The organism is Kitasatospora arboriphila, assembly GCF_039528095.1.
In the GTDB taxonomy this organism is placed as follows: Bacteria; Actinomycetota; Actinomycetes; order Streptomycetales; family Streptomycetaceae; genus Kitasatospora; species Kitasatospora arboriphila.
Genome location: NZ_BAAALD010000009.1, coordinates 21,824 through 46,291 on the forward strand (window position 1 = coordinate 21,824; position 24,468 = coordinate 46,291).

General features: G+C 72.5%; 16 protein-coding genes and 1 pseudogene. 12 read left to right on the forward strand and 5 right to left on the reverse strand.

Annotated features, from left to right (window positions below; all coding sequences use genetic code 11):
* The first annotated feature begins 86 nt into the window (after window positions 1-86).
* On the forward strand, window positions 87-1,469 hold the full coding sequence (locus ABD353_RS07220) for a glycine--tRNA ligase (protein ID WP_344622640.1): 1,383 nt from the start codon (window positions 87-89) through the stop codon (window positions 1,467-1,469).
* A gap of 102 nt (window positions 1,470-1,571) precedes the next feature.
* Here the strand turns inward: ABD353_RS07220 and ABD353_RS07225 are convergent, their stop codons facing one another.
* From ABD353_RS07225 to ABD353_RS07235, 3 genes are all read right to left on the reverse strand, one after another.
* A complete protein-coding gene (locus ABD353_RS07225) occupies window positions 1,572-2,762 on the reverse strand; it encodes a hypothetical protein (protein ID WP_344622641.1) in 1,191 nt (396 codons plus the stop codon).
* Window positions 2,763-3,773: 1,011 nt separating this feature from the next.
* Window positions 3,774-4,352 (reverse strand): riboflavin biosynthesis intermediates N-glycosidase, encoded by a 579-nt coding sequence (gene ybiA / locus ABD353_RS07230; RefSeq protein WP_344622642.1) that lies wholly within the window; start codon window positions 4,350-4,352, stop codon window positions 3,774-3,776.
* An 84-nt stretch (window positions 4,353-4,436) separates the two neighbouring features.
* Window positions 4,437-5,762, reverse strand: coding sequence for an MFS transporter (locus tag ABD353_RS07235; RefSeq protein WP_425555096.1), 1,326 nt, complete (start codon window positions 5,760-5,762; stop codon window positions 4,437-4,439).
* A 216-nt stretch (window positions 5,763-5,978) separates the two neighbouring features.
* Between ABD353_RS07235 and ABD353_RS07240 the strand changes: the two genes are divergently transcribed.
* The 8 genes and pseudogenes from ABD353_RS07240 to ABD353_RS07275 all read left to right on the forward strand — a co-directional run.
* On the forward strand, window positions 5,979-6,986 hold the full coding sequence (locus ABD353_RS07240; protein WP_359978354.1) for a helix-turn-helix transcriptional regulator: 1,008 nt from the start codon (window positions 5,979-5,981) through the stop codon (window positions 6,984-6,986).
* A 1,284-nt stretch (window positions 6,987-8,270) separates the two neighbouring features.
* Complete coding sequence (locus ABD353_RS07245) at window positions 8,271-9,497, forward strand: sensor histidine kinase (RefSeq protein ID WP_344622644.1); 1,227 nt, start codon at window positions 8,271-8,273, stop codon at window positions 9,495-9,497.
* Complete coding sequence (locus ABD353_RS07250; protein ID WP_344622645.1) at window positions 9,485-10,129, forward strand: response regulator; 645 nt, start codon at window positions 9,485-9,487, stop codon at window positions 10,127-10,129. The genes ABD353_RS07245 and ABD353_RS07250 overlap by 13 nt, the downstream gene beginning before the upstream one ends.
* Window positions 10,130-10,214: 85 nt before the next feature.
* Window positions 10,215-11,042: a DUF4097 family beta strand repeat-containing protein gene (locus tag ABD353_RS07255; protein WP_344622646.1), complete on the forward strand. Its 828-nt coding sequence runs from the start codon at window positions 10,215-10,217 to the stop codon at window positions 11,040-11,042.
* Between the two features lie 422 nt (window positions 11,043-11,464).
* On the forward strand, window positions 11,465-12,571 hold the full coding sequence (gene dusB, locus ABD353_RS07260; RefSeq protein WP_344622748.1) for a tRNA dihydrouridine synthase DusB: 1,107 nt from the start codon (window positions 11,465-11,467) through the stop codon (window positions 12,569-12,571).
* 564 nt (window positions 12,572-13,135) lie between these two features.
* Window positions 13,136-15,844, forward strand: coding sequence for a pyruvate, phosphate dikinase (gene ppdK / locus ABD353_RS07265; protein WP_344622647.1), 2,709 nt, complete (start codon window positions 13,136-13,138; stop codon window positions 15,842-15,844).
* Window positions 15,845-16,250: 406 nt separating this feature from the next.
* Window positions 16,251-16,793 carry a ribonuclease domain-containing protein gene (locus tag ABD353_RS07270; RefSeq protein ID WP_425555092.1) on the forward strand — a complete coding sequence of 181 codons (543 nt, stop codon included), beginning with the start codon at window positions 16,251-16,253 and terminating at the stop codon, window positions 16,791-16,793.
* Window positions 16,794-17,137: 344 nt separating this feature from the next.
* Window positions 17,138-17,995 (forward strand): annotated as a pseudogene (locus tag ABD353_RS07275) (ADP-ribosylglycohydrolase family protein); the annotation flags it as partial.
* 453 nt (window positions 17,996-18,448) lie between these two features.
* On the opposite strand, the gene ABD353_RS07280 reads toward ABD353_RS07275, so the two are convergent.
* Entirely contained in the window at window positions 18,449-19,753 is a 1,305-nt protein-coding gene (locus ABD353_RS07280) for a C2 family cysteine protease (RefSeq protein WP_344622648.1), read from the reverse strand.
* A 186-nt stretch (window positions 19,754-19,939) separates the two neighbouring features.
* Between ABD353_RS07280 and ABD353_RS07285 the strand changes: the two genes are divergently transcribed.
* Window positions 19,940-20,629 (forward strand): MOSC domain-containing protein, encoded by a 690-nt coding sequence (locus ABD353_RS07285; protein ID WP_344622649.1) that lies wholly within the window; start codon window positions 19,940-19,942, stop codon window positions 20,627-20,629.
* Window positions 20,630-20,789: 160 nt separating this feature from the next.
* Here ABD353_RS07285 and ABD353_RS07290 read toward each other — a convergent pair whose 3' ends face one another.
* The gene (locus ABD353_RS07290; protein WP_344622650.1) at window positions 20,790-21,509 is read right to left on the reverse strand and encodes a GNAT family N-acetyltransferase; all 720 of its coding nucleotides are present in this window, start codon (window positions 21,507-21,509) and stop codon (window positions 20,790-20,792) included.
* A 697-nt stretch (window positions 21,510-22,206) separates the two neighbouring features.
* Between ABD353_RS07290 and ABD353_RS07295 the strand changes: the two genes are divergently transcribed.
* Together ABD353_RS07295 and ABD353_RS07300 are read left to right on the forward strand one after the other, a co-directional pair.
* Window positions 22,207-23,151, forward strand: a complete 945-nt coding sequence (locus ABD353_RS07295) for a PAC2 family protein (RefSeq protein ID WP_344622651.1) — start codon at window positions 22,207-22,209, stop codon at window positions 23,149-23,151.
* 169 nt (window positions 23,152-23,320) lie between these two features.
* The gene (locus ABD353_RS07300; RefSeq protein WP_344622652.1) at window positions 23,321-24,349 is read left to right on the forward strand and encodes an SGNH/GDSL hydrolase family protein; all 1,029 of its coding nucleotides are present in this window, start codon (window positions 23,321-23,323) and stop codon (window positions 24,347-24,349) included.
* The last annotated feature ends 119 nt before the right edge of the window (window positions 24,350-24,468 follow it).

Sequence of the window (24,468 nt, forward strand, 5' to 3'; positions counted from 1 at the left end):
ACCACCCCCGAGCCCGGTAACCTGAGGTATTCGGGTGCGTGCAACCAGCCGTGCCCAGACCGTGCCGTCGTACTGAAGAGAGCACTGTGGCCGCCGACAAGATCGACACGATCGTCAGCCTGAGCAAGCGCCGTGGCTTCGTCTACCCCTGCAGCGAGATCTACGGCGGTACCCGCGCCGCCTGGGACTACGGTCCGCTGGGTGTCGAGCTCAAGGAGAACATCAAGCGCCTGTGGTGGCGGGCGATGGTCACCGCTCGTGAGGACGTCGTCGGAATCGACTCCTCGGTGATCCTCGCCAAGGAGGTCTGGGAGGCCTCCGGCCACGTCGCCACCTTCAACGACCCGCTCACCGAGTGCCTCTCCTGTCACAAGCGCTTCCGCGCCGACCACCTGGAAGAGGCGTACGAGGCCAAGCACGGCAAGCTGCCCGCCAACGGCCTCGCCGACATCAACTGCCCGAACTGCGGGAACAAGGGCTCCTTCACGGAGCCCAAGGAGTTCTCGGGCATGCTGAAGACGCACCTCGGCCCGGTCGAGGACGGCTCCGGCCTCGCGTACCTCCGCCCGGAGACCGCGCAGGGCATCTTCACCAACTTCAAGGCCGTTCAGACCACCTCGCGCAAGAAGCCGCCGTTCGGCATCGCCCAGGTCGGCAAGAGCTTCCGCAACGAGATCACGCCCGGCAACTTCATCTTCCGCACCCGCGAGTTCGAGCAGATGGAGATGGAGTTCTTCGTCAAGCCGGGCGAGGACGAGAAGTGGCACGAGTACTGGCTCGAGCAGCGCTGGAACTGGTACCGCGACCTCGGCCTGCGCGAGGAGAACATGCGCTTCTTCGAGCACCCGAAGGAGAAGCTCTCCCACTACGCCAAGCGCACGGTCGACATCGAGTACCGCTTCAACTTCGGCGGCACCGAGTTCTCCGAGCTCGAGGGCATCGCCAACCGCACGGACTACGACCTCGCCGTGCACAGCGAGCACTCCGGCCAGGACCTCAAGTACTTCGACCAGGAGTCCGGCGAGCGCTACTTCCCGTACGTCATCGAGCCGGCAGCCGGCCTCAACCGCGCCATGCTCGCCTTCCTGATCGACGCCTACTTCGAGGACGAGGCCCCCAACGCCAAGGGCCAGATGGAGAAGCGCGTCGGCATGCGGCTCGACCCGCGCCTCGCCCCCGTCAAGGTCGCGGTGCTCCCGCTCTCCCGCAACGCCGACCTCTCGCCGAAGGCCCGCGGCCTCGCCGCCGACCTGCGCACCGCGTGGAACGTCGACTTCGACGACGCCGGCGCCATCGGCAAGCGCTACCGCCGCCAGGACGAGATCGGCACGCCGTTCTGCGTCACCGTCGACTTCGACACCCTCGAGGACGACGCGGTGACCGTGCGCGAGCGCGACACCATGGCGCAGGAGCGCGTCTCCCTCGACCAGGTGAAGTCCTACCTGGCCGCCCGCCTGATCGGCTGCTGACCTCGGTACGACGCTCTTCGGTCCGCCGACCCGGCCCCCTCCGCTGCAGATTCTGCGGCAGAGGGGGCCGAGTCGTTCCCCGTGCCGGATCGACGGCAGACGTCAGCGGCGACCGCGGGGGCGGGGTGCGGGCGGTGCCGTCGGGAGCCCCGCCGACCGGAGGGCGGCCAGCACCCCTCGCGAACGGCTCTCCTCCAGTGCGGCCGCCGCACCCAGCAGCACCTGGTACAGCTCGCGGTGCGGGAGCAGAGCGCGCCCCAGTTCGGCGAGGTCACCGGGCGAGCGCAGCCCCGCGGTCTCACGCACCAGTGCGGCGGCGAATCGCTGCGTGGCCGCCTGTTGCGCGGTGGCCTGTTGCGCGGTGGCCTGCTGCGCGGCCGGATGTGGGGCGGCCGGATGCGGGACGGATCCCGTGCCCGGCGGTGCCGCCGTAGCATCTGGGAACGCCAACTGCTCGACGGTGGCGGCCACATCGGCGATCGGCCGGCCCGCAACCTGCCGCAGCAGGTGCCGGACGTCACCAGTGCGCCCGGCCGCGGCCAGACCGGCGGTCAGTGCAGCCAGTTCGGCCGGCGGGGCGGAGGCCCACTCCCACAGCAGGGTCTGGCCGTCGGCGGCCTGGCCCGCCCGTTCCAGGGCCGCGATCAGCGCCGGCAGCGCCGAACCCGGTACGCCCCACAGGGCATGGAACAGTTCGTTCGCCTCGTCCGCCAGCCCCACTCGGCGGAGCTCGGCCAAGGTGCCGGCCGCTTGGTCCGGCGAACCGTGCGCCGTCGCGCGGACGAGGTAGCCCGCCGCACCGTACGGCCCCTGCGATCGCAGCAGAGCGGCGAGACGGGCCACGTCCTGCGGCGCGAGGGTCACCGCGGCCTGCGCCACGACGGCTGCCGACTCGTGCGCCGAACCGCGGCCGTGCAACTCGCCGACGCGGACGGCGAGGGCGGCCAGCTCCTCGGCACTGCGCGGCGGCGGAGCGGGAGCAGGAGCGGGAGTGACGGGAGCGGCTGGAGCGGTGGGTGCGGAGGTGGAGGGTGTGGGCGGTTCGCTGTCGGCCGGCGCCGATCGGTATTCGGTGTCGCCTGATGCCGCACCCCGGACACCGCCGAAGCGGGCCCCGCGGACCGGGGCCACCGTTGGAGCGGACGGTGGGGCCATCCCTGCGGCTTCGGCCGCAGCCTGCTCGGCCGCGGTGGCCCGGACCGGCTCCGGCTCCTGTTCCTCCACGAACGCGCCGCCGAACCGGGCCCCGGTGGGACGCCTGCGCTTCGCGGGCTTCGGTTCGGCCGCAGTCATGGCCGCAGGCCCGACCGCCGGTTTCGTTGCCGGCTCGGGCGTCCGCGCGATGGTGTGAGTCGGTGGGACTGGTGGTGCCGGGGGTTCGGGGATCGGCCGGTACTGGGGTGCGGCCGCTGCACCGGCGGTGGGGGTGGCCGGTGCGGTGGGGGTGGTAGCAGCGGCTCCCTGGAACGGCGAACCCGGAGGCAGTGAACCGGCTTGCGGGGAGTAGGTGTTGGGGTGGCCGGTGCTGCGGTCGCCGGTGGTGTGGGGGCTAGCTGTGTGAGGGCCGGCGCCGAAGGGTGACGGCCGGGTGCCCGCAGTCTGCTGACGCGGTACCGCGTCCTGCTGCCCGGCGCTGCCGGTGCCGCCGGGGCCGGACGGATCGCGGTAACTGCGTTGGGGAAAGCCGCCGTTCTGCCGGGCGAGATCCTCCAGTGCCAAGAGGCGTTCGCTCAAGTCGAGGCAGCGAGTGCCCAGTCCTTCCCGCAGGGACCGGGCCTGTGCGAGGCGCCGTAGGAGTTCCGGGTCCGGCTGTTGGTGTGGTTGGGCGTAGCCGTGCGCCCGGTCCGGTTGGCTCGCCGCCTGCACCGCCTCGGCGAGCCGTCGTTCGCGCTGTGCTGCGTACTGCCGCGCCCGGAGTAGTTCGTCCAACTCCGTCCGCAGCATGTGGATGTCCGCTGCTGTGGGCCCCAGCTCCTGCACTGTCATCCCTCGTCCGACCAGCCTCTCCACCTCGGGGCCGCCCAGCCGGCCCCCTGGCCCTACCTCGGGCCATCCTCGCCAAGCCATACGGCGTCGGTGTTACAGGCGTGAGTCCGCCGATTTTCGGCGAATGACGTTGCAGGTGGCGGGGGTTGAAGTCGCCGGAAGAAGTGGTGGCGTTCCGAGGGCGCGAGTGTCGGGTGGTTGCCCGGGGCGCAGCCCTGCATCGGCGTCAGGGGCAGTCCGGGACCCGCGGCCAGGGTCACGGCCGGGGCCGGGGTCCGGAGCCAGGTTCAGGGCCGAGGCCAGGGTTCAGGGCCAGGGTCAGGCGATGAGCCGGGCCCGGGCCTCCATCAGGGCGAAGCCGAGCAGGTTGAGGCCGCGCCACTCCTGCGGTCGGGTGGCCCGCTCGTTGTCAGCCGCCAGGCCGATGCCCCAGAGCCGGTCGAGCGGGCTGGCCTCCACCAGGACGCGCTGGGCGGTGCCCAGCAGGTAGTTCCGCAGCGCGTCGTCCTGCCCGAACTTGGCCACGTTGCCGGCGACCACGAGCTCGAACCGTTCGGCGACCCACCGCTCCTCGTCGAAGCCCCGGACCTGGCGACCCAGCTTCTTGGCCTCGCCCGGGGTGGGTGCGGCCAGGATGCGGGCCAGCGTCTGCTCGTCCTGGAACAGGCGGGCCTTCCCGGCCATCATCCAGTGCTCCGCGGAGCGGTAGGTGACACCGTCCACGGTGAACTCCCCGGGCCACCACTGGCTGAGCGACCCCGGACCGATCCGGCCGTCGGGCTCCGGCCGGTGGCCCCAGAAGAGCAGGTACTTGGGCCGAGTGCCCGCCTCGACCAGGGCGACCAACTGCTCACGGGTGCGGGTGTCGGCCGGTGTGGTGGGGTCAGTGGTCGTCATGACGTCATGCTCCCATCCGTCGCCGACACTCTGCTTCCGGTTTTTCGCACCCTTGGAACACCACCTCGTACGCTGCCCCGCAGGTCAGGCAACCGAGCGCGGGAGCCGCAGGCTGAGGACGGCGATGATCACCGAGCCGCCGAACTGGAGGGCCAGCACGAGCGCCAGTGCGTGCGCGAAGCCCATGGTGGGGGACACCGCGAGGAAGAGCGTGCCGAGGGTGGCGACGCCGAGCGCGAGGCTGGACTGCTGGGTGGTCGCCAGGACGCCGCTCCCGACGCCTGCCCGCTCGGCAGGGACCTTGGACAGCACCACGCGGAACAGTGGAGTGCCCACCAGGCCCTGGCCGATGCCCGCCAGGGCGACGCCGGGCAGCATCCGCAGCGGCGAGAAGTGAGTCCAGTCCGCCAGGACGGTGGCCAGCAGGGTGACCAGGCCGATCCCCTGGACCACTGCGCCGGCCGTGATCACCCGGCTGCCGAACCGTCCCACCAGACGCGGGCCGGAGAGCGAGGCCGCGAAGTACCCTGCGGCCATCGGCACCAGCGCCCAGCCGGCGGCGACCGGCCCGAGCCGGAGACCGTGCTGGAGCAGGATCGCCACCACGAACATGAAGCCGCCGAAGCCGGTGAAGTAGGGCAGCGCGATGCCGAGTCCTCGGCGCATCTCGGGAATGTGCAGCAGTGAGAGCGGCACCAGCGGTGTCCGGCCCATCCGCTCGGCCCGGCGCTCCACGGTCAGGAAGGCGGCGGCGAGCAGCGGGAACAGGCCGAGCAGCAGCCAGGTCCACAGCGGCCAACCGACGGCCCGGCCCTCCATCAGCGGGACGAAGAGGGAGAGCAGCGAGGCGGTCAGCAGCACCGTGCCGGGCACGTCCACTCCCGCGGCACGGCTGGCCCGCGTCTCGGGCACGAACCGGACGGCGAGCACCGCGGTCAGCAGGGCGAACGGGACGTTGAGCAGGAACACGGCGCGCCAGCCGCTCCCGAACAGGTCCGCCGCGACCATCATGCCGCCGAGGACCTGGCCGATGACGACGGAGATGCCGCCGACCGCGCCGTAGATGCCGAGTGCCCGGGCACGCTGGGCCCCGCTGCTGGCAGCGGTGATGGTCGCCAGGACCTGGGGCAGCAGCAGCGCAGCGGAGGCGCCCTGCGCCACGCGTGCCGCCACCAGCGTCCACGCCGTCGGCGCGAGACCGCAGGCCAGGGACGTCACCGCGAAGAGCGCGGCACCGGCGACGAACAGACGGCGCCGACCGAGTGCGTCGCCGAGCCGGCCGCCCAGGACCAGCAGGACCGCGAAGGCGATGCCGTAACCGGCGGCGACGAGCTCCAGAACCGCGGGGCCCGCAGCGAGGTCGTGGTCGATGGTGGGCAGCGCGACGTTGACGATGAAGAAGTCGAGCATCGGCAGGAAGGCGCCGAGCAGGACGGTGACGAGGCCCGCGACACCCAGGGTGGGGGCGTCCGTGGCACGACCGGCGGTGGAGGTGGTCCGTGGAAGCGTCAGTTGCTGAGTCACGGCACCTACGATCCGCCTCGCCGCACCCTGGTACCAGACATCGTTTATCCAGGTATAACGAGTACCTGGCAACAGGATGCGCGCGGGAGCATCCTGGTAGGCATGGCTACACGCATCGCCTCCACAGGCCGCCCTACGGAGTCTGCCTCCCGGCCCGGCCCTGCCACCAGGGCCGGCGGGTCCACGGCCACAAGCCCGACGGCGGCGGGCTTCACGGCTACGGGGTCCACGGCCACGGGGTCCACGGCTACCAGGCCGGGAGCCGGCGCCGGGGCCGAACTCGCTCCGGCCGCTGCCCGGCGACAGGAGCTCGCCGCCTTCCTCCGTAGCCGCCGGGAGCGCATCTCGCCCGAGCAGGTGGGGTTGCCCGAGACCGGGCGCCGCCGCACACCGGGCCTTCGCCGGGAAGAAGTGGCGCACCTCGCCACGGTGGGAGTCACCTGGTACACCTGGCTGGAGCAGGGGCGGGACATCCAGGTCTCCGCCCAGGTGCTGCAGTCGGTGGCACGGGCGCTCATGCTCGACCCGACGGAACGTGCCCACCTGTTCGTCCTGGCCGGTGCCGAGGACCCTGCCCCGATCGTCGAATGCGCCACCGTCACGCCGGCCGCGCGGATGCTCCTCACTCAGCTGGAGCCGATGCCGGCCGCCGTGCTGAACAGCCGCTACGACGTTCTCGCCTACAACCGCGCCTACACCTGGATCGCAGGCGACCTCGACGCCCTCCCGTTCGAGGACCGCAATCTGATGTGGCTGGCCTTCACCGACTCCGAGTTCCAGAGGAGCCTCCTCGACATCGGGGAGGCGCGCCCCGCCATGGTGGCCAAGTTCCGTACCGCCATGGCCGATCACGGGGCCGAGCCTGCGTGGAAGACGTTGCTGAACCGACTGCGCAAGGCCTCGCCCGAGTTCGAGGAGATGTGGCAGCAGCACGAGGTCGCCGGCCTCGGCAACGGCCTGAAGCGCTTCCTGGTGCCGGACGTCGGCTTGATGCGCTTCGAGTACACCAATCTCTGGCTCGGCCCGCGGCCCGGCCCGAGACTTGTCGCCTACACGCCCCAGGACGAGGAGACGCGGAGCAAGTTGGAGGCTCTCGCGGCCCGTTCCTGAGTGCGTCGACGCGCGGAGCAGGGCGGGGATCGCCGGTGCGCCGCGGCGAACCGGCGAGCCCGTGCGTCGCGGCAGCGAGGCACCGATGGTGAAGCGCGGCACCCGGGGCGTCCGGCACGCACGGCTCGCCGCGTGGTCGAAGGCAGCGCGGTCGGCTGCGAGCAGCAGGCACACCAGCGCGATCGGCACCTCGGCGGCAAGTGCCATGGTGAGTGCGGTCGCCAGCTCGGGCCCGGTGGCAGCTGTCGAGACATCGACCAGGGCGTCCAGCCCGAGCAGCAGACCGGCGAGGCACGCGGCCGAGCGGGGTGCCGCGCCGCGGCCGTCCGGCCACAGGCCTGCAGTGAGCAGCGCTGCGGCCTCGGCCGCGTCGAGCAGGGCCCAGCCGACGAGATGTGCCCAGGCCAGGGCCACCGCCCAGGGGATCAGCGCGAGTCCGCAGGCGGCCAGCAGCCGGTGGTGGTTCACGCAGCAACCCCCGCCCGCAGCCGGACCGGTGGGCAGCCCGGCCCGCTCACCAGGACACCTGTTGCAGGTGTGGCGCACCAAGCCAGCCAGAACGCACCCATCACCGTGGTCAACCCGGCGGGAACCCGCTGACTGGCCCGTCGGCCACGGGTGAACACCACCGCGGGCGGTGAGCCGTCCGCGCACAGCCGCCCCCAGGCGAAGGCCCCGGGATGGCCGGTGCCCGGCCGTCGCCGTACGCCACGGAGCACGCCACCCGCCAAGGACGACGTCACCACCACATCGAGCAACTCGCCGTGCTCGTAGACCTCCAACGCGGCCCGGCGCCCGCGCCCCGCCGAACCGCGGACGGACCACGGCCCCAGCACAGGCAGGGCCAAAGTACGGCGGACGCTGGGCGGTGGCACCCGACTCCGCCCCGGAGGTACTGCGCCGCGACCGCGGACCGTCTCGCCGACGCGGTCCGCAGCGAGCCCTCGGGCACGGGCACCCGCCAGCGGTCCCGCAGCGGTCGACGGGCCGACACCGCCCGTTCCGGTGTCCCGGGCAGCGCCGTCCGCCTCGCGCACCGTCGGGTTCGCCCGGCCGTACACCGTGTTGCTCGTCCGGTCGTTCGCCGTGCTGTTCGCCGTGCCGTTCGCCGTGCTGTTTCCCGTGCTGTTCGTCAGGCTGTTCGTCATGCCGACAACATTCGCGACCTGCGGATGCCCCTGTCGTTGGCGCACACTTCACTTTTCATGGTGAAGCCAGCTACACCATCAACAGTGAAGAGCACTTCATGGTGGAGCTGATCGCGCGCCAACTACTCTTTCCGCCATGTCCGATTCCGCTCTCCGCAACCCGCTCGCGCCACTTCTCCGGCGCGTTCCGTGGGCGGCGGCTGCCAGGCGGGACACCCTCTTCGTCGCGGCAGGTGTCCCCCTGGGGATGCCGGCCGTCGTCCTCCTCCTCGACGCCAAGTCCGCCGCCGTCCTGGTGTTCGTACTTCCCTTCTGCTTCGACCTCCTGACGACGGCACAGCGAAGTCGCCTCCTCGTCCTGCGCGGCGTGGACGTGCCGAGCCGGCTGCCGCCCGATGCGGGGTGGGCGAGGAGACTGCGCGCCGGCATGACCTGGCGCCAGACGCTCCATCACGTCGTCATGGCCCCACTGTTCGCGACCGCAGGCCTCCTGGTCATGGCGGTCTGGGGAGCCGGTCTCGTCATGGCGACGTTCTTCGTCTGGATCTGGGCGCTGCCGCCCGACGGCCCAATGCGGCCCGGATCCGGGTGGACGACCGACGGCGGATTGGTCACTGCCGCCGGTGTGGCGCTGCTCCTCCTCGGGCCCTGGGCGTTCGCCTGGATCGCCCGCACCGACGAGCGGACCACCCGCGCCCTGATCGGTCGCAACCGGGCCGAGGTGCTGGAAGAACGGGTGGAGCGACTCGCGGTCAGCCGTGCCGGGGTAGTGGACGCCGCAGACGCCGAGCGCCGCCGGATCGAGCGGGACCTCCACGACGGTGCCCAGCAGCGTCTCGTCTCCCTCGCCATGAACCTCGGACTGGCCCGCCGGACGCTGACCGACATTCCGACGGAGGCCATGCAGGTCATCGTCGAGGCGCACGAGGAGGCCCAGGCAGCCATCGAGGAGCTGCGCGACCTCGTCCGCGGCCTGCACCCGGTCGTCCTGGAGGACCGCGGGTTGGACGCAGCACTGTCCGGCATCGCCGCTCGGAGTCCGGTGCCGGTGCGCATGGACGTCGACCTCGACGGACGTGTGGCACCAGCGGTCGAAGCGGTCGCCTACTTCACAGTCTCCGAGGCACTGGCGAACGCGGCCAAGCACGCCCGGGCGTCCCGCGTCGACCTCTCCGTCCGTCGATCCGGAGACCGGCTCCGGATAGTCATCGGCGACGACGGCATCGGCGGGGCCGATCCGTCCAGGGGAAGCGGCCTGACGGGCCTGCGGAAACGAGCGGCCTCGGTCGACGGCACGCTCACTGTCATCAGCCCCCTCGGGGGCCCCACCACTCTCACCGTGGAGCTGCCGTGCGAGCTGTGATTGCCGAAGACTCCGTCCTCCTACGGGTCGGCCTGATCAAGGTGCTGGAATCCGTCGGCTACGAGATCCCGGCTGCGGTCGGAGACGCAGAATCCCTGCTGGCCGCAGTCGAGGAACACAAACCTGACATTGCGATCATTGATGTGCGAATGCCACCGGACTTCGCGGACGAGGGCGTCAAGGCTGCGCTGCTGATCCGCAGGCAGTGGCCCGATGTGGCCGTCCTGCTGCTCTCGCAGTATGTGGAGGAGCGCTACGCCGCCGACCTGCTCTCGGCGAACACCAGTGGCGTCGGGTACCTGCTCAAGCAGCGTGTCGCCAATGTCGACGACTTCCTGGAGGCGCTCCAGCGAGTTGCCGACGGCGGTACGGCGCTCGACCCCGAGGTGGTCGCCCAACTCCTCGTCCGCAAGGATCGCGATCCGCTCCGCAAACTGACTCCACGCGAGCGCGACGTCCTCGCCCTCATGGCGGAAGGCCGGTCCAACGCTGGCATCGCCGCCATCCTGGTGGTGAGCGACAGCGCTGTCGCGAAGCACATCAACGCCATCCTGATGAAGCTCGACCTCCCGCAGACGGACGCCGACCACCGCAGGGTCCTCGCAGTCCTCCGGTTCCTCGAGGTGGGCTGAGGTGGCGATCCGCCCGGTCAACGCCGCCGCCGCAGCCCGCCACAGCCGGCGAGGCAGCGCAGCCACCGCAGACATGGCAGATGGCATGAGTGGCACCGCGGGCACAGCAGACACCTCAGCAGGAGAGCGTGAGCGCAAGGCCTGGCGCGCCGTCGCGATCATCGTGCTGACCCTCAGCGTCCTTGCCGGAGCTGGCATGGCCTGGGGCGTCATGGCGTACCGGACGACCACGACCACGCGGACCTTCCTCGGTCCGGTCACCGCAGTGGAACTCAATGCCGAGGCCGCTCAGGTGCGGGTCGAGGCCGGTGCGCCCGACCGCGTCACGGTGGACCAGCGGGCTGACTGGGCGCTGCGGCCACCCGCGGTCGAGGAGAGCCTGGAGAACGGAACTCTCCGAATAACCGTCCGCTGCGGCACCATCGTCGGGCCGCTGGACGCCGAGCCCTTCGGGTGCGGGCTCCTGCTCGACATCCGGATTCCGGCCGGAGTGCCGGTCCATGCCCGGGCCACGTCCGGTGGATTCACCGCGCGAGGGCTGTCCGGGGAGCTCCGGATCGAGACCACCTCGGGGGCGATCCGGCTCGATGCTGTGAGCGGCCCGGTCTGGGCGAAGGCGTCCTCGGGACAGATCACCGGCGAGACCTTGACCTCCACCCGCGTTCGGGCCGTCCTGACCTCCGGGCAACTGCTGCTCATGTTCGCCCGCCCACCCGAGGAGGTCACCGTCACAGCCACCTCCGGCCAGGTCGACCTCGAACTCCCGGCCGACCCTGCCGGGTACCGCATCGACCACAACACCAGTTCAGGTGCAGTGGACATCAACCCGGCCCTGAGATCCGACACCTCCACCCGCCACCTCGACATCGCCACCAGCTCCGGCCAGATCAGCGTGGCGAAAGCCACCCCGTAGCCGCCGCGGCCAAGTCAGCCCACCCGCCCAGCTGCCCCACCCGCTCAGCCACCGCCCGGCCGCACAAGCCCGGCCAGCCCAGCTACCCCACCCACACAAGCCCGCCCGCTCACCCGTCCAAGCCCACCCACCACCCACCCCACCCCACCCACCACCCACCCCACCCCACCCCACCCCACCCCACCCCACCCCACCCCTCACCCACCCCACCCCTCACCCACCCCACCCTCCCGACCCCGGCCAGGCCGCCTTTCAGGTGGGGGACAATGGAGAGTCCCGAATCCCATCAGCCGAGGACTCTGCCGCGCATGACCACCACGCCCAGCACAGCCGACACCGTCGGGTCCGCCGAAGCCACCGGTGAGCCCACCCAGCCCGCGTCCGCCGCAGGAGCCGAGTTCGCCCCGCTGAACATCGGCCCGATGCAGGTGTGGCCGCCGGTCGTGCTGGCACCCATGGCAGGGATCACCAACGCTCCCTTCCGGACGCTGTGCCGGGAGCAGAGCGGCGGAAAGGGGCTGTACGTCTCCGAGATGATCACCACGCGGGCGCTGGTCGAGCGCAACGCCAAGACCATGCAGTTGATCAAGTTCGACCCGAGCGAGAAGCCCAGGTCGATCCAGCTGTACGGCGTCGACCCGGTCACCGTCGGCAAGGCGGCCCGCATGATCGCGGACGAGGGGCTCGCCGATCACATCGACCTGAACTTCGGCTGCCCCGTCCCGAAGGTCACCCGCAAGGGCGGCGGCTCGGCGCTGCCGTACAAGCGCAACCTGCTGCGGGACATCCTCCGGGAGGCCGTCGCCAATGCGGGCGACCTGCCGGTGACGATGAAGATGCGCAAGGGCATCGACGACGACCACATCACCTTCCTGGACGCGGGCCGGATCGGCGCCGAGGAGGGTGTCTCGGCCATCGCCCTGCACGGGCGCACGGCGGCCCAGCACTACGGCGGCACCGCCGACTGGTCGGCGATCGCCCGGCTGCGGGAGTCGGTCCCGGCTCACATCCCGGTGCTAGGCAACGGCGACATCTGGTCGGCCGACGACGCGCTGCGGATGATGCGCGAGACGGGGTGCGACGGCGTGGTGGTCGGTCGCGGCTGCCTCGGCCGGCCCTGGCTCTTCAAGGACCTGGTGTCGGTCTTCGAGGGCGATGTCGACTACGCCCGCCCGACCTTCGGCGAGGTCGCCCGTGCCATGGTGCGCCACGCCCAACTGCTCGGCGAGTGGCTCGGTGACGAGGCCCGCGGTGTGATCGATTTCCGTAAGCACGTGGCCTGGTACACGAAGGGTTTCTCGGTCGGGTCCGAACTCCGGGTCCGACTGGCGAACGCGTCCTCCCTCGCCGAGATGGCCGAGCTGCTGCAGCAGATCGACCAGGCCCAGGTGTGGCCGGCCGGGGCGGACGGTCCGCGCGGTCGGACCAGCGGCAACAACCGGGTGGTACTGCCGGAGGGCTGGTTGGACGATCCGTACGACTGCGCGGTGCCCTCCGTTGACGCCGAATCGGACACATCTGGCGGATGATCTGTACGGCTGGTCGAAATTAGCCTCGACCGGCCATCTGCCGCTCCGGACCAGCCCTCTTGTCCGATCTGGCCAAGGGGGCTCCTTTCTGGCAGATTTCCGCTACACAAAGCGACTACTCTGGACACTCGCAGTCACGACGCGCGCGATCATGGGCGCTCGAAGGCTGAGATGCGCTCGTGACGCTTGCCACATAGTCTGAGTGGTTGACGGCCGGTCAGGTTGCCGGAAGGCCTCGACAACGTGAATCGCTTCCCGAAGGGGTCGTCGGTCCGATCGGTGCGGCTGGCTGCAGGAAATCAAACCGGGGCAACAGACTCGACGTTCGGCCATCACTCTCTGTCCGGTTCGTATGATCTTCGTGTTTCGATGCCTTCACTACTTGAACGGTAGCTAGCGTCAACCGGACGATTTCATCAACACAGGTGAATGCCTACTCGGGCATTCGATCTGCTGGGTGCCGAGTGGTTCTCAAGCGCGTACGGCCTATTGGCGGCACGAAAGCGCCTTTGAAATGGGTATGTTCTCCGGCGTCAGGGCAACCGTGTGCGAGGAGACCGACCCGTGGCGGCGAAGCAGAAGTTTGTTTACTCCTTCACCGAAGGAAACAAGGACCTCAAGGATCTTCTTGGCGGCAAGGGTGCGAACCTGGCCGAGATGACCAATCTGGGTCTCCCCGTCCCTCCGGGGTTCACCATCACGACCGAGGCCTGCAAGGTCTTCCTGGAGACCGGCAGTGAGCCGGCCTCCCTGCACGAGGAGATCAGCAAGCACCTGACGGCCCTCGAGGCCGAGATGGGCAAGACGCTCGGGCAGCACGACAACCCGCTGCTGGTGTCGGTCCGTTCGGGTGCCAAGTTCTCCATGCCCGGCATGATGGACACCGTCCTGAACATCGGTCTGTCCGACGCTTCGGTGGCCGGCCTCGCCGCCCAGTCCGGCAACGAGCGTTTCGCCTGGGACTCCTACCGCCGCCTGGTCCAGATGTTCGGCAAGACCGTGCTGGGCGTGGACGGCGAGCTGTTCGAGGAGGCCCTGGACGAGGCCAAGCAGGCCAAGGGCACCGAGAACGACCTCGACCTGACCGCCGAGGACCTCAAGGGCCTGGTCGCGACCTTCAAGGGCATCGTCAAGCGCGAGACCGGCCGGGAGTTCCCGCAGGAGCCGCGCGAGCAGCTCGACCTCGCGATCTACGCCGTCTTCCACTCCTGGAACGGCGACCGCGCCCGGCTGTACCGCCGCCAGGAGCGCATCCCGAACGACCTCGGCACCGCGGTCAACGTCTGCACCATGGTCTTCGGCAACCTCGGCGAGGACTCCGGCACCGGCGTCGCCTTCACCCGTGACCCCTCCACGGGCACCCAGGGCGTCTACGGCGACTACCTGCAGAACGCGCAGGGCGAGGACGTCGTCGCCGGCATCCGCAACACCCTGCAGCTGGCCGACCTCGAGCAGCTCGACAAGAAGTCGTACGACGAGCTGATGACCATCATGCAGACGCTCGAGACGCACTACCGCGACCTCTGCGACATCGAGTTCACCATCGAGCGCGGCAAGCTCTGGATGCTGCAGACCCGCGTCGGCAAGCGCACCGCGGCGGCCGCCTTCCGCATCGCCGTCCAGCTCGTCGACCAGGGCCTGATCGACCTGGACGAGGCGCTGCACCGGGTCACCGGCGGCCAGCTGGCCCAGCTGATGTTCCCGCGCTTCGCCCCGACCTCCGAGACCAAGCCGGTCGCCTTCGGCATCGCGGCCTCGCCCGGCGCCGCGGTCGGCCGGGTGGTCTTCGACTCCTACACCGCCGTCAAGTGGTCCCGCTCCGGCGAGAAGGTCATCCTCGTCCGCCGCGAGACCAACCCGGACGACCTCGAGGGCATGATCGCCGCCGAGGGCATCCTGACCTCGCGCGGCGGCAAGACCTCGCACGCGGCCGTCGTCGCCCGCGGCATGGGCAAGACCTGTGTCTGCGGCGCCGAGGAGCTGGAGGTCGACACCAAGAACCGCAAGTTCACCACCTCCGGCGGCCAGGTCGTCCACGAGGGCGACGTCGTCTCCATCGACGGTGCCAACGGCAAGGTGTACCTGGGCGAGGTCCCGGTGCTGCCGTCCCCGGTCGTCGAGTACTTCGAGGGCACCCTGCACGCCGGCGCCGACGTCCAGGGCGGGCTCGTCCAGGCCGTGCACCGGCTGATGGCGCACGCCGACGTCCGCCGCCGGCTCGCCGTCCGCGCCAACGCCGACAACGCCGAGGACGCGAACCGCGCCCGCCGGTACGGCGCCCAGGGCATCGGCCTGTGCCGCACCGAGCACATGTTCCTCGGCGAGGAGCGCCGCAAGGAGGTCGAGCACCTGATCCTGGCGGACAACGACAAGGACCGCGAGCTCGCCCTGTCCTCCCTGCTGCCGCTGCAGAAGGGCGACTTCCTGGAGCTCTTCCAGTCGATGGACGGCCTGCCCGTCACCGTCCGCCTGCTCGACCCGCCGCTGCACGAGTTCCTGCCCGACATCACCGAGCTGTCGGTGCGCGTCGCCCTCGCCGAGGCCCGCAAGGACCCGAACGAGAACGACCTGCGCCTGCTGCAGGCGGTGCACAAGCTGCACGAGCAGAACCCGATGCTCGGCCTGCGCGGCGTCCGCCTCGGCCTGGTCATCCCCGGCCTGTTCGGCATGCAGGTCCGGGCGATCGCGGAGGCCGCGGCCGAGCGCAAGCTGGCCGGCGGCGACCCGCGTCCCGAGGTGATGATCCCGCTGGTCGGCACCGTCCAGGAGCTGGAGCTGGTGCGCGACGAGTGCGAGCGGGTGCTCGCCGAGGTCGCGCAGTCCACCGGCGTGAAGCTGGACATCAAGCTCGGTACCATGATCGAGCTGCCGCGCGCCGCGGTGACCGCCGGTCAGATCGCCGAGGCCGCCGAGTTCTTCTCCTTCGGCACCAACGACCTGACCCAGACGGTGTGGGGCTTCTCGCGCGACGACGTCGAGGCCAGCTTCTTCACCGCCTACCTGGAGAAGGGCATCTTCGGCGTCAGCCCGTTCGAGACCATCGACCGGGACGGCGTGGGCTCGCTGGTCAAGCACGCCGCCGAGGCCGGCCGGGCCACCCGGCCCGACCTCAAGCTCGGCGTCTGCGGCGAGCACGGCGGTGACCCGGACTCGGTGCACTTCTTCCACGAGGTGGGGCTGGACTACGTGTCCTGCTCTCCCTTCCGCATCCCGGTGGCGCGCCTGGAGGCCGGCCGCGCCGCCATCGAGACGGCGGGCAGCGATTCGCGCTGACACGAAGCAGCGCGGTCCCATCGCTGACCGCACACCCCCTCCGCAGGGGAGGGGCGTTCGACGGAGCTCGGCGCAGGAGAGCCGTCGGACGTAGCAACCGGGGCGGGAACGGACAATGGGGTCCGTTCCCGCCCCGGCGGCCTTTCCGAGCCCTGGCCTTTCCGAGCCCGGACGTCCCCACGACCGGCGCCGCCCGCATCCGCCCATGGTGAGCCACGGCAGCCCACGGCATGCCACCGCAACCCACGGCATGCCACGCACAGCGCGGGTGCCCGCAACCGGGTCTCCGGCGGCGGTCGGCAGCTGGAGCGCTTCGTAGCGGCCGGTACTCCGTCTGCGGCCGAACGGGTGAGAGCGGCGCGAAGCGCGGCCCGGCACGCTCGGCCGACCGGGCAAGCTGTCGGCCATGACCAGCCGAAACCACGTGATCGTCGTCGCCGTCCTGCTGGTGTTCGCGATCGTTGCGGCGGCCGCCTACGCCCTGGGCGACCGCACCGGTTCGACGAGGAATCCCACCACCGGTCCCACGCCGGGCGGCACCGCCGCCGGCTCGTCGCCGACCGGCCGGACACCGTCCGCTCCGGTCTCCGGCACCGTCCCCCGTACGTCCACGCCCCGGCCCACGACGGGCGGCGCGAGCCCGGTCTGGCTGCCGAGCGATCCGGCGATCGCCGACGTCTGCCGCACCCGGCTCCCGGCCCAGGCCGACGACACCCTCGTCGTGATCGCCCGGGGAGGCCCGTACCCGTACCGCTCGGACGGGGTCGTGTTCGAGAACCGGGAGGGCCTGCTGCCGCGGCACACCAGCGGCTACTACCACGAGTACACCGTCGTCACCCCGGACTCCGACGACCGCGGTACCCGGCGCATCGTCACCGGGACGGCCGGCGAGCAGTACTGGACGTCCGACCACTACGCGAGCTTCCGCGAGATCGACCCCCGCTGCTGAGGCCCGTTGGCCAGCCCCGTTGGCCAGCCCCGTTGCCCAGCCCTGTTGCCCAGCCCTGTTGCCCAGCCCCCGTCGCCGAGCCCGCTGCCGATCCCCGCCCCGGCCCCGGCCCGCAGCCGACGGCGGCGAAGGACCGGCACGACCGGAAACGCCCTGGTCGGCCGTCCGACCCGTCTGCCACCATGGCCGTGATGACCGAGCCCATCCGCCCGAGCGAGCCCGACGACCGCAAGCCGACCACCAACCACAAGCCGACCACGGAGCGCACCCGGACCACGGGCCGCACCGCCCCTCCGACCTCCGGGCCGGCCGGCGACCCCCGGCTCGCCGCAGCGCTCGACGCGTTGCAGGGCCTCTCCGTCGGCGACGCGCTCGGTGCCCAGTTCTTCGTCCCCGCCAACCGGCCGTACCTGGACCGGCGACAGGCTCCGCCGGGCAGGTGGCCGTGGACGGACGACACCGAGATGGCCTGCTCGGTGCATGCCGGGTTCGCCGAGCGCGGCCGGATCGACGGCTTCGACCTCACCCACGCCTTCGCCCGCCGGCACGACTTCGACCGCGGCTACGGGCCGGCCGCGAACCGGATGCTCCGGCTGGTCCGCGAGGGCGGCGACGCCCGCGGACTGGCCGCCGAGCTCTTCGACGGGCAGGGCTCGTACGGGAACGGTGCGGCCATGCGGGTCGCGCCGCTCGGCGCCGCGCACGCCGACGATCCCGCCGCGGTGGTCCGCCCGGCGGCGGACACCGCCGTGATCACCCACACCCATCCCCAGGCGGTGGACGGTGCGATCGCCGTCGCGGTGGCCGCGGCGCTGGCCGTCCGGGCCCGGCTGCGGGCCGAGCGGCCGGCGGCGGAGGACTTCCTGGCCGAGGTCCGGCGGCTCACCCCGCGTGGCGCGGTCCGTGACGGGCTGGGCGAGGCGATCGGACTGGCCGGGGTCGCGGACCCGCACACCGCCGCCCGGGTCCTGGGCAACGGCAGCCGCGTCAGTGCGGCGGACACCGTGCCGTTCGCGCTCTGGGCGGCCGCGCGGCACCTGGACGACTATCCGGCCGCGATCTGGGACACCGTCACCGCCGGCGGCGACGTCGACACCACGGCCGCCGTGGTCGGCGGGGTGGTCGCTGCGCACACCGGCACGGCGGGCATCCCGGCGGCCTGGCTGGCGGCCAGGGAAGCGCTGCCGGGATGGGCGACCCCGGAGGCGGGCAGCGTGGGCGACGGCACGAGGAGCGGCACGGCCGGCAGCGCGGTGGACGGCGGGCCGGGACCGGCCGACGGCACCCGGATCGTGCTGCCGCGGCCGGTCGAGCTCCCCGAGCTGCGGTGGACGGACCAGGACTGGCAGCGCATCAGGACCTCCCGCCACGACCGGACGGGTGCGCTGCTGATGCACACCGCCGAGGGCGTGCTCCACCTGCGGGACGGCCGTACCGGCCGCGGGGTGCTGGACGTCGACGTGGCGGCGCTGCCGCGGACCGGCTGGCGCCCGGTGGCGGCCCGGGTCGAGGCCCACCCGGCCCGCTCGCCCCACGACCCGGCCGACCTGCTGGCGGCACTCGCACTCCTCTGACCGCCGACCTCCCGGCCGCCTCCCGACCTCCCGGCCGCCTCTCGACCTCCCGGCCGCCTCCCGGCCGTCGGCCGACCGCGGCTACCAGGTGTCGACGGCGTTCATCCGCCGCAGGCAGGACGGGACCTCCTGGAGCGTCAGCCAGCACTCCCACATCCGGCGATCGGCGCCGTCGCCCCAGGGATTGCCGAGGCAGATCCGGCCGCCGGCCACGTCCACGTCCTTGATGAAGTACGCGTGGCTCGCGGCCAGCCGGCCGCCGTGCAGCCGCTCGCGGTCGTCGCCGCGGCCGTGGGTGCTGGCGGTGAGGGCCTGGCCGCGGGCCCGCCGGTCGGCGAGTTCGTGGCAGAGCCAGGGGTTGGCGAGGTCGATCTCGCCCTCGCGGGAGGGGCGGCCGGTGAGCAGGCTCAGCGCGTCGCTGGGGTGTCCGCCGTCGGCGATGCCCGAATAGCCGCCGTAGAACCGGGCGGCGGCCTTCTCGTAGTAGCCGGGCCAGGTCTCGGCGTACCGGGAGTCGTCGCTGTGGCCCTTGGCGCCCCACAGCACGCCGTGCCCGTAGGGCAGGTCGGGCACCACGGTGATGTCGACCGGCCGGCCCTGGTCGTAGAGGGTGCAGGTGACGGTGCCGTTGGCCTCCTGGCGGAGGTGGCGCGGGGCGTGGTGCGGGTTGGCCTGGATCACCGCCTGGACGCTGGTCAGCAGCCAGCAGGTGCCGAACCTGCCCTGGTCCACGTCCTGCCAGCTCATCGCCTCGGTCGAGCCGGAGACCCGCTGCCACCGCTCGGTGAAGTACGCGCCGTCCACCTGCGCGAACGGCCCCTGCGGCAGGACCCAGCCGTGCTCCCCGCAGGTGCAGTCGGGCTCGTAGTCGGGCTGGCTGCACGGCATCGCGGTGCCGATCAGCATCGCGGCGCACGGGCTGACCGAGCGCAGCAGCCAGCCGAACAGCTCCTGCTGGCGGCGCCAGTCGTAGGCGGAGCGGCCGTCGGCGTCCTTGACGTGGGTGAGGGCGTCCCAGCGGTCCAGGCCCTGCTGGCCGAAGCGGCGCACGACCAGGTCGAGTTCGGCGGGCGGCAGCGGCATCAGCAGGTTGCCGATGTGGTCGAGCAGGGCACGGGCGCCGTAGTGCTGTTCGCCGGAGAAGAGCAGGTCCCAGACCTGGCGGCCGACGGCGTCGGCGCGGTGCGGGTCCGGCGGCGGCCCGGGCGGCTGCCACGGCAGCTCCACCAGCGGGCGGCCGCCGCGCACGTACGGGATGGTGCGCCGGTCCGCCTTGTCGATCAGCCGGTTGGCCGCGTCGACCGTGCCCAGGATCGCCCGGCCGCCCGGGACGAACGGCGCGGCGGCCCCCGCCACCTGGCGCCAGTTGTTGCGGTGGTAGCCCATCCGGTCCCCCTCGTCCGTTCCACCCGACCCACGAGGGTAAGGGGTCCGGCCGGGAGGCGCCCGCACGGGGCCCGGCCCGACGGCCCGTGAGGAGCGGTCGAGTCAGCGGCTCGTGTCGCCCCGTCAGCAGGGAGACGGCCGGTAATCGGGCTGCGGGTGCGGGCGGCCGCGCCTACGCTGCCCGGCATGCCGACACTGCTCACCGTCAATCTGGCCCGTCCGCGTCCCAACCCGGCCAAGCCGGGGACCGGGGGCACCGGGATCGACAAGCGCCCGGTCGACCACCCGGTGGAGGTGCGCGCCCCGGGGCCCAAGCACACCGGGCTGCACAGCGGCCTGGTCGGCGACCGGATCTTCGACACCCGCAACCACGGCGGCGACGACCAGGCGGTGTACGCCTACGCCCGGGAGGTCCTCGACCGGTGGGCGGCGGAGCTCGGCAAGGAGCTGCCGAACGGCAGTTTCGGCGAGAACCTCACCACCGCCGGGCTGGACGTCGACGGCGCGCTGATCGGGGAGCGCTGGCGGATCGGTCCGCAGGTGCTGCTGGAGGTCGCCGTGCCGCGGATCCCCTGTACGACCTTCGCGTACTGGCTGGACGAGCGCCGCTGGTTGCGCCGGTTCACCGAGGCGGCGCTGCCGGGCGCCTACCTGCGGGTGGTCGAGCCGGGCCTGATCGGGGCCGGCGATCCGGTCACGGTGGAGCACCGGCCGGGGCACGGCGTCACGGTCGCGGACTGCTTCCGCGCCCTCACCGGCGACGCCTCGCTGCTGCCGCTGCTGGTGGACGTCGCCGAGCTGCCGGAGGACGTCCGGGAGCTGGCCCGCCGCCGCACCGACCGCCCGCCCTACGCCCCCGGGCCGGACGCGCCGTAGCCCGCCGCCCCGCAGCCGTACGCACGCTGCAGCCGTACGCACGCCGTAGCCGTACACACCCGAACCGCCCGACCCGGCCGGCCCGGCCCCGGCGCACGCGGCGCCCGGGCCGGGCCGTCGGACGGGGTCGTCGGACGGCCCGGCCCGGCCGACCGGACCGTCAGGCGGGGATCAGCGGACCGCCGTGTCTAAGACACTCCTGGTTGATGGCCGGGTCCGGGGCGCTCGGCGAGGTGGCGGCGGCGATCCGCAGCTCGATGATGTCGCGGACGGCCGGCCACTCCTCGTCGAGGATCGAGTAGAAGGCGGTCGAGCGGACCACCCCGTCCAGGCCGCGCGAGTGGGCCCGGCGGACCCCTTCGCAGGTGGCGCCGAGCCGCTCGATGGCGGCGCGCGAGCGCAGGTTGCGGGCGTCGGCGCGGAGCGAGATCCGCTGCACCCGCCACGCCTCGAAGGCGTGGCGCAGCATCAGCAGCTTCGCCTCGGTGTTGATGCCGGTGCCCTGGGCCCAGGGGGCGAGCCAGGTGTTGCCGATCTCGGCGGCGTCCGGCACCGCCTCGCGGGGATCGCCGAACGGCACGCCCGGAACCGGCGGCCACACCAGCGGGCCCTGCCAGTAGTCGAGCTCCAGGAACCGGGTGGAGCCGACCACCCGGTTGTCGGCGGTGCTCACGGTCGCGAACGGCAGCGACCGGCCCGCGGCCTGGTCGGCGAGGGCACGCCCGATGTACTCCCTGGCCGCTTCGAGGCCGTGCGGGACGGGGGTGAAGGCGTAGGTCGTACGGTCCGCTGCACCTGCCTCGGCCAGTGCCTCCGCGTGGTGCTCTGCGAGAGGCTCCAGCCGCACGGTGCGGCCGATGAGGGTGACGGGAACGGGCACGGAATCCTTCGGTCCTTCGGCGGTCGGAGGGTCCCTCGGTCCGGGGTCACGGCGTCGAGGGTCTGGTCTTCGCCCCGCTCCGGGGCCTCCGCCGCACCGTCGGCGCACGCCGGCAGGGCCGGTCGGGCGGCGGGGAGCGACGGCCCGGAAACGGGCAGCGCGGTGCCGGAACGGGTACGGATCGACGACCCGGACCGGCGGGATGGGCGAGGGGACAGTGTGCGTCCGCGAGATGGCCGAGAGAGAGACGAGAGCACGAAGGGAAGCAGGCGGCCAAGTGAAGGCAAGGTGCGCAGAAGGTGGCTGGCAACACACCTGTTCGGGGCGTGGCCGGCGACGTCACGGACGGCGCGGCGACGACGCGACGGTGCGAGGCAGCGAGAGGACGATACCCGCAAGAAGGCGGTGCGTCACTTCGCGGCGCGAGATCGGGGGCGTGCGCGTGTCGGAGGTACGCCGTGGAAGGGGTCCGGCGGCCCCCGAAAAGCCGTCCGGACGCCTTCGACCAGCCGTTTCGGTCCGAAGTGAGAATATTCTGCAAGCGGGGTGGAGACACGCGGCGGCCGCGGGAATTCCCGCGGCCCCGGGCACGCTGGAGTGATCGACGGGTGTCCGCGTGACGCCTGCCGGGGCGGTGCCGACGAACGGGCGGCCCCGAACGATCGACGTGACGAGACGGAACGGGGTTGGGTGCGCCGTGCGTGATCCCAAGGAGCTGTACGCGCTGGAGCCGACCGGTGTCGAGGCGGTCGCCGCGGCGCAGGAGGCCGCGGCCGAGGCCGACGGCGGGCTGGTGCTGCTGTACCACTTCGAGGGGTTCATGGACGCCGGCGAGGCCGGCTCCCAGGTCGTCTCGCACCTGTTGGAGCACGGTGCGCCGCAGGTCGTCGCCCGCTTCGACCACGACCGCCTGGTGGACTACCGGGCCCGGCGCCCCGCGATGGTGTTCGACCGCGAGTGCTGGACGGACTACGACCCGCCGGAGATCCTCCTCCAGCTGGTGCACGACTCGGTCGGCGCGCCCTTCCTGGTGCTCTCCGGCCCGGAGCCGGACACCGAGTGGGAGCTGTTCGCCGCCGCGGTGCGCGGCCTGATCGAGCGGTTCGACGTCCGCCTGGCGGTGGACTTCCACGGCATCCCGATGGGTGTCCCGCACACCCGTCCGGTCGGTCTGACGCCGCACGGCACCCGGATGGACCTGGCGCCCGGCTACCCGCGCTGGTTCGACCAAGCGCAGGTGCCGGGCAGCGCCCAGGCGCTGCTGGAGTTCCGGCTCGCCGAGGCCGGTCACGACGTGCTGGGGTTCGCCGTCCACGTCCCGCACTACATCGCGCGCTCCGCCTACCCGGCCGCCGCGGTGCAGATCCTGGAGGCGGTGCAGTCCGCGACGGGCCTGGTGCTGCCCGGTACGGAGCTGAAGCTGCGGGTGGACGAGGTGTACGCCGAGATCGAGGAGCAGTTGGAGCAGGGCGACGGCGAGCTGCGCTCCGCCATCCGGGGCATGGAGGGCCAGTACGACGCGGTCGCCGGCGCGGACGGCCGTGAGAGCCTGCTCGCCCAGGCGACCGACCTCCCCTCCGCGGACGAGCTGGGCCGCCGCTTCGAGGAGTTCCTCGCGGAGCACGAGCGCGACACGGAGTGACGCCCGGGCGCGCCGCGGCGGCCCCGCCACCGCGGCCCTGACCGGCCGGACCGGGCCCGCACGACGGCGGCGCACCGGACCGCCCGTGCGACACGGCCACCCCGGGGTCCGGGAGCTTCCGCGGGCGTCCCGTACGTTGGGACGACCAGGAACGGACCCGGGGGGACTCATGGCACGACGGCGCGACGGCGGGGGGACGGCCCTGGTGGCGGTCCTGCTGCCGGTGCTGCTGGCCGCGGCCGGCTGCGGCGCGGACGGGGGCTCGCGGGCGGTGCCGCCCGCCCCGCCGTCGGACGGGGCGCAGCAGCAGTCCCCGGGGCGGTCGGCCGCGCAGGCCTCCCCGTCGCCGGCCGGTCCGTACGTCGCCCTCGGCGACTCCTACACCTCCGGCCTGAAGGTGCCGCCGCAGACCGGCACACCGGCGGGCTGCGCCCGTTCCGGGGTGAACTACCCGGCGCTGGTCGCCGCGGGCCTCGGCCTGACCGGCACCGGGTTCCGGGACGTCAGCTGCAGCGGCGCCCGCACCGGCGACCTGACGGCCCCGCAGCGGACCGCGGACGGCACCAACCCGCCCCAGCTGGACGCCCTCGCCGGCACCACCCGGCTGGTGACGGTCGGGATCGGCGGCAACGACGCCGGCTTCATGGACGTCGTCACCCGGTGCGCGCAGGAGAGCCTGCGCTCCACCCTGGCCGCGGGCGGCGCCACCGCCGCGGCCGGCGGTGGCACCGGCGGCGCGGCCTCGGCCTGCCGGGCGGTCTACGCCGCGGCCGGCGGCGGGCCGGACGAGGTGCAGCAGAAGGTCGCCGCGGCGGGCGGGAAGGTCGGTGCCGTCCTCGCGGAGATCCACCGCCGGGCGCCCTCGGCGCGGGTGTACGTGGTCGGGTACCCGGCGCTGCTGCCGGCCGATCCGGCGGCCTGCCGGGCGACCCTCGGGGACGGCTTCGCCGCCGCCGACCTGGCCTTCCTCACCGAGAAACAGCAGCAGCTGAACGGGATGCTGCGGGAGCGGGCCGCCGCGGCCGGGGCGGTCTTCGTGGACACCGCCGCCGTGTCGGCGGGCCACGACATGTGCGCGGGGGAGGGCGAGCGCTGGATCGAGCCGGCGCTGCCGGCCGCGGGCGGCGCGCCGCTGCACCCGAACGCCCGGGGCGAGCGCGGCATGGCCGAGGCCGTCCTGGCGGCCGTCCGCGGCTGAGCCGGGCGCCGTTCCGCCGGTTCCGCAGCGCAGGACACCTGGTCCGCCACGTAGGAGGCCCGTTCCGCAACGCAGGACGCCCCCGAAGGAGCACCGGCCGTCCGCGGGTCAGGGCAGGG

Coding starts and splice junctions, on each gene's coding strand:
- ABD353_RS07225 (WP_344622641.1), bottom strand. CDS start 2,762: ATGACTGCGGCCGAACCGAAGCCCGCGAAGCGCAGGCGTCCCACCGGG.
- ybiA (WP_344622642.1), bottom strand. CDS start 4,352: ATGACGACCACTGACCCCACCACACCGGCCGACACCCGCACCCGTGAG.
- ABD353_RS07235 (WP_425555096.1), bottom strand. CDS start 5,762: ATGCTCGACTTCTTCATCGTCAACGTCGCGCTGCCCACCATCGACCAC.
- ABD353_RS07240 (WP_359978354.1), top strand. CDS start 5,979: ATGGCTACACGCATCGCCTCCACAGGCCGCCCTACGGAGTCTGCCTCC.
- ABD353_RS07245 (WP_344622644.1), top strand. CDS start 8,271: ATGTCCGATTCCGCTCTCCGCAACCCGCTCGCGCCACTTCTCCGGCGC.
- ABD353_RS07255 (WP_344622646.1), top strand. CDS start 10,215: ATGAGTGGCACCGCGGGCACAGCAGACACCTCAGCAGGAGAGCGTGAG.
- dusB (WP_344622748.1), top strand. CDS start 11,465: ATGCAGGTGTGGCCGCCGGTCGTGCTGGCACCCATGGCAGGGATCACC.
- ABD353_RS07270 (WP_425555092.1), top strand. CDS start 16,251: ATGACCAGCCGAAACCACGTGATCGTCGTCGCCGTCCTGCTGGTGTTC.
- ABD353_RS07280 (WP_344622648.1), bottom strand. CDS start 19,753: ATGGGCTACCACCGCAACAACTGGCGCCAGGTGGCGGGGGCCGCCGCG.
- ABD353_RS07285 (WP_344622649.1), top strand. CDS start 19,940: ATGCCGACACTGCTCACCGTCAATCTGGCCCGTCCGCGTCCCAACCCG.
- ABD353_RS07300 (WP_344622652.1), top strand. CDS start 23,321: ATGGCACGACGGCGCGACGGCGGGGGGACGGCCCTGGTGGCGGTCCTG.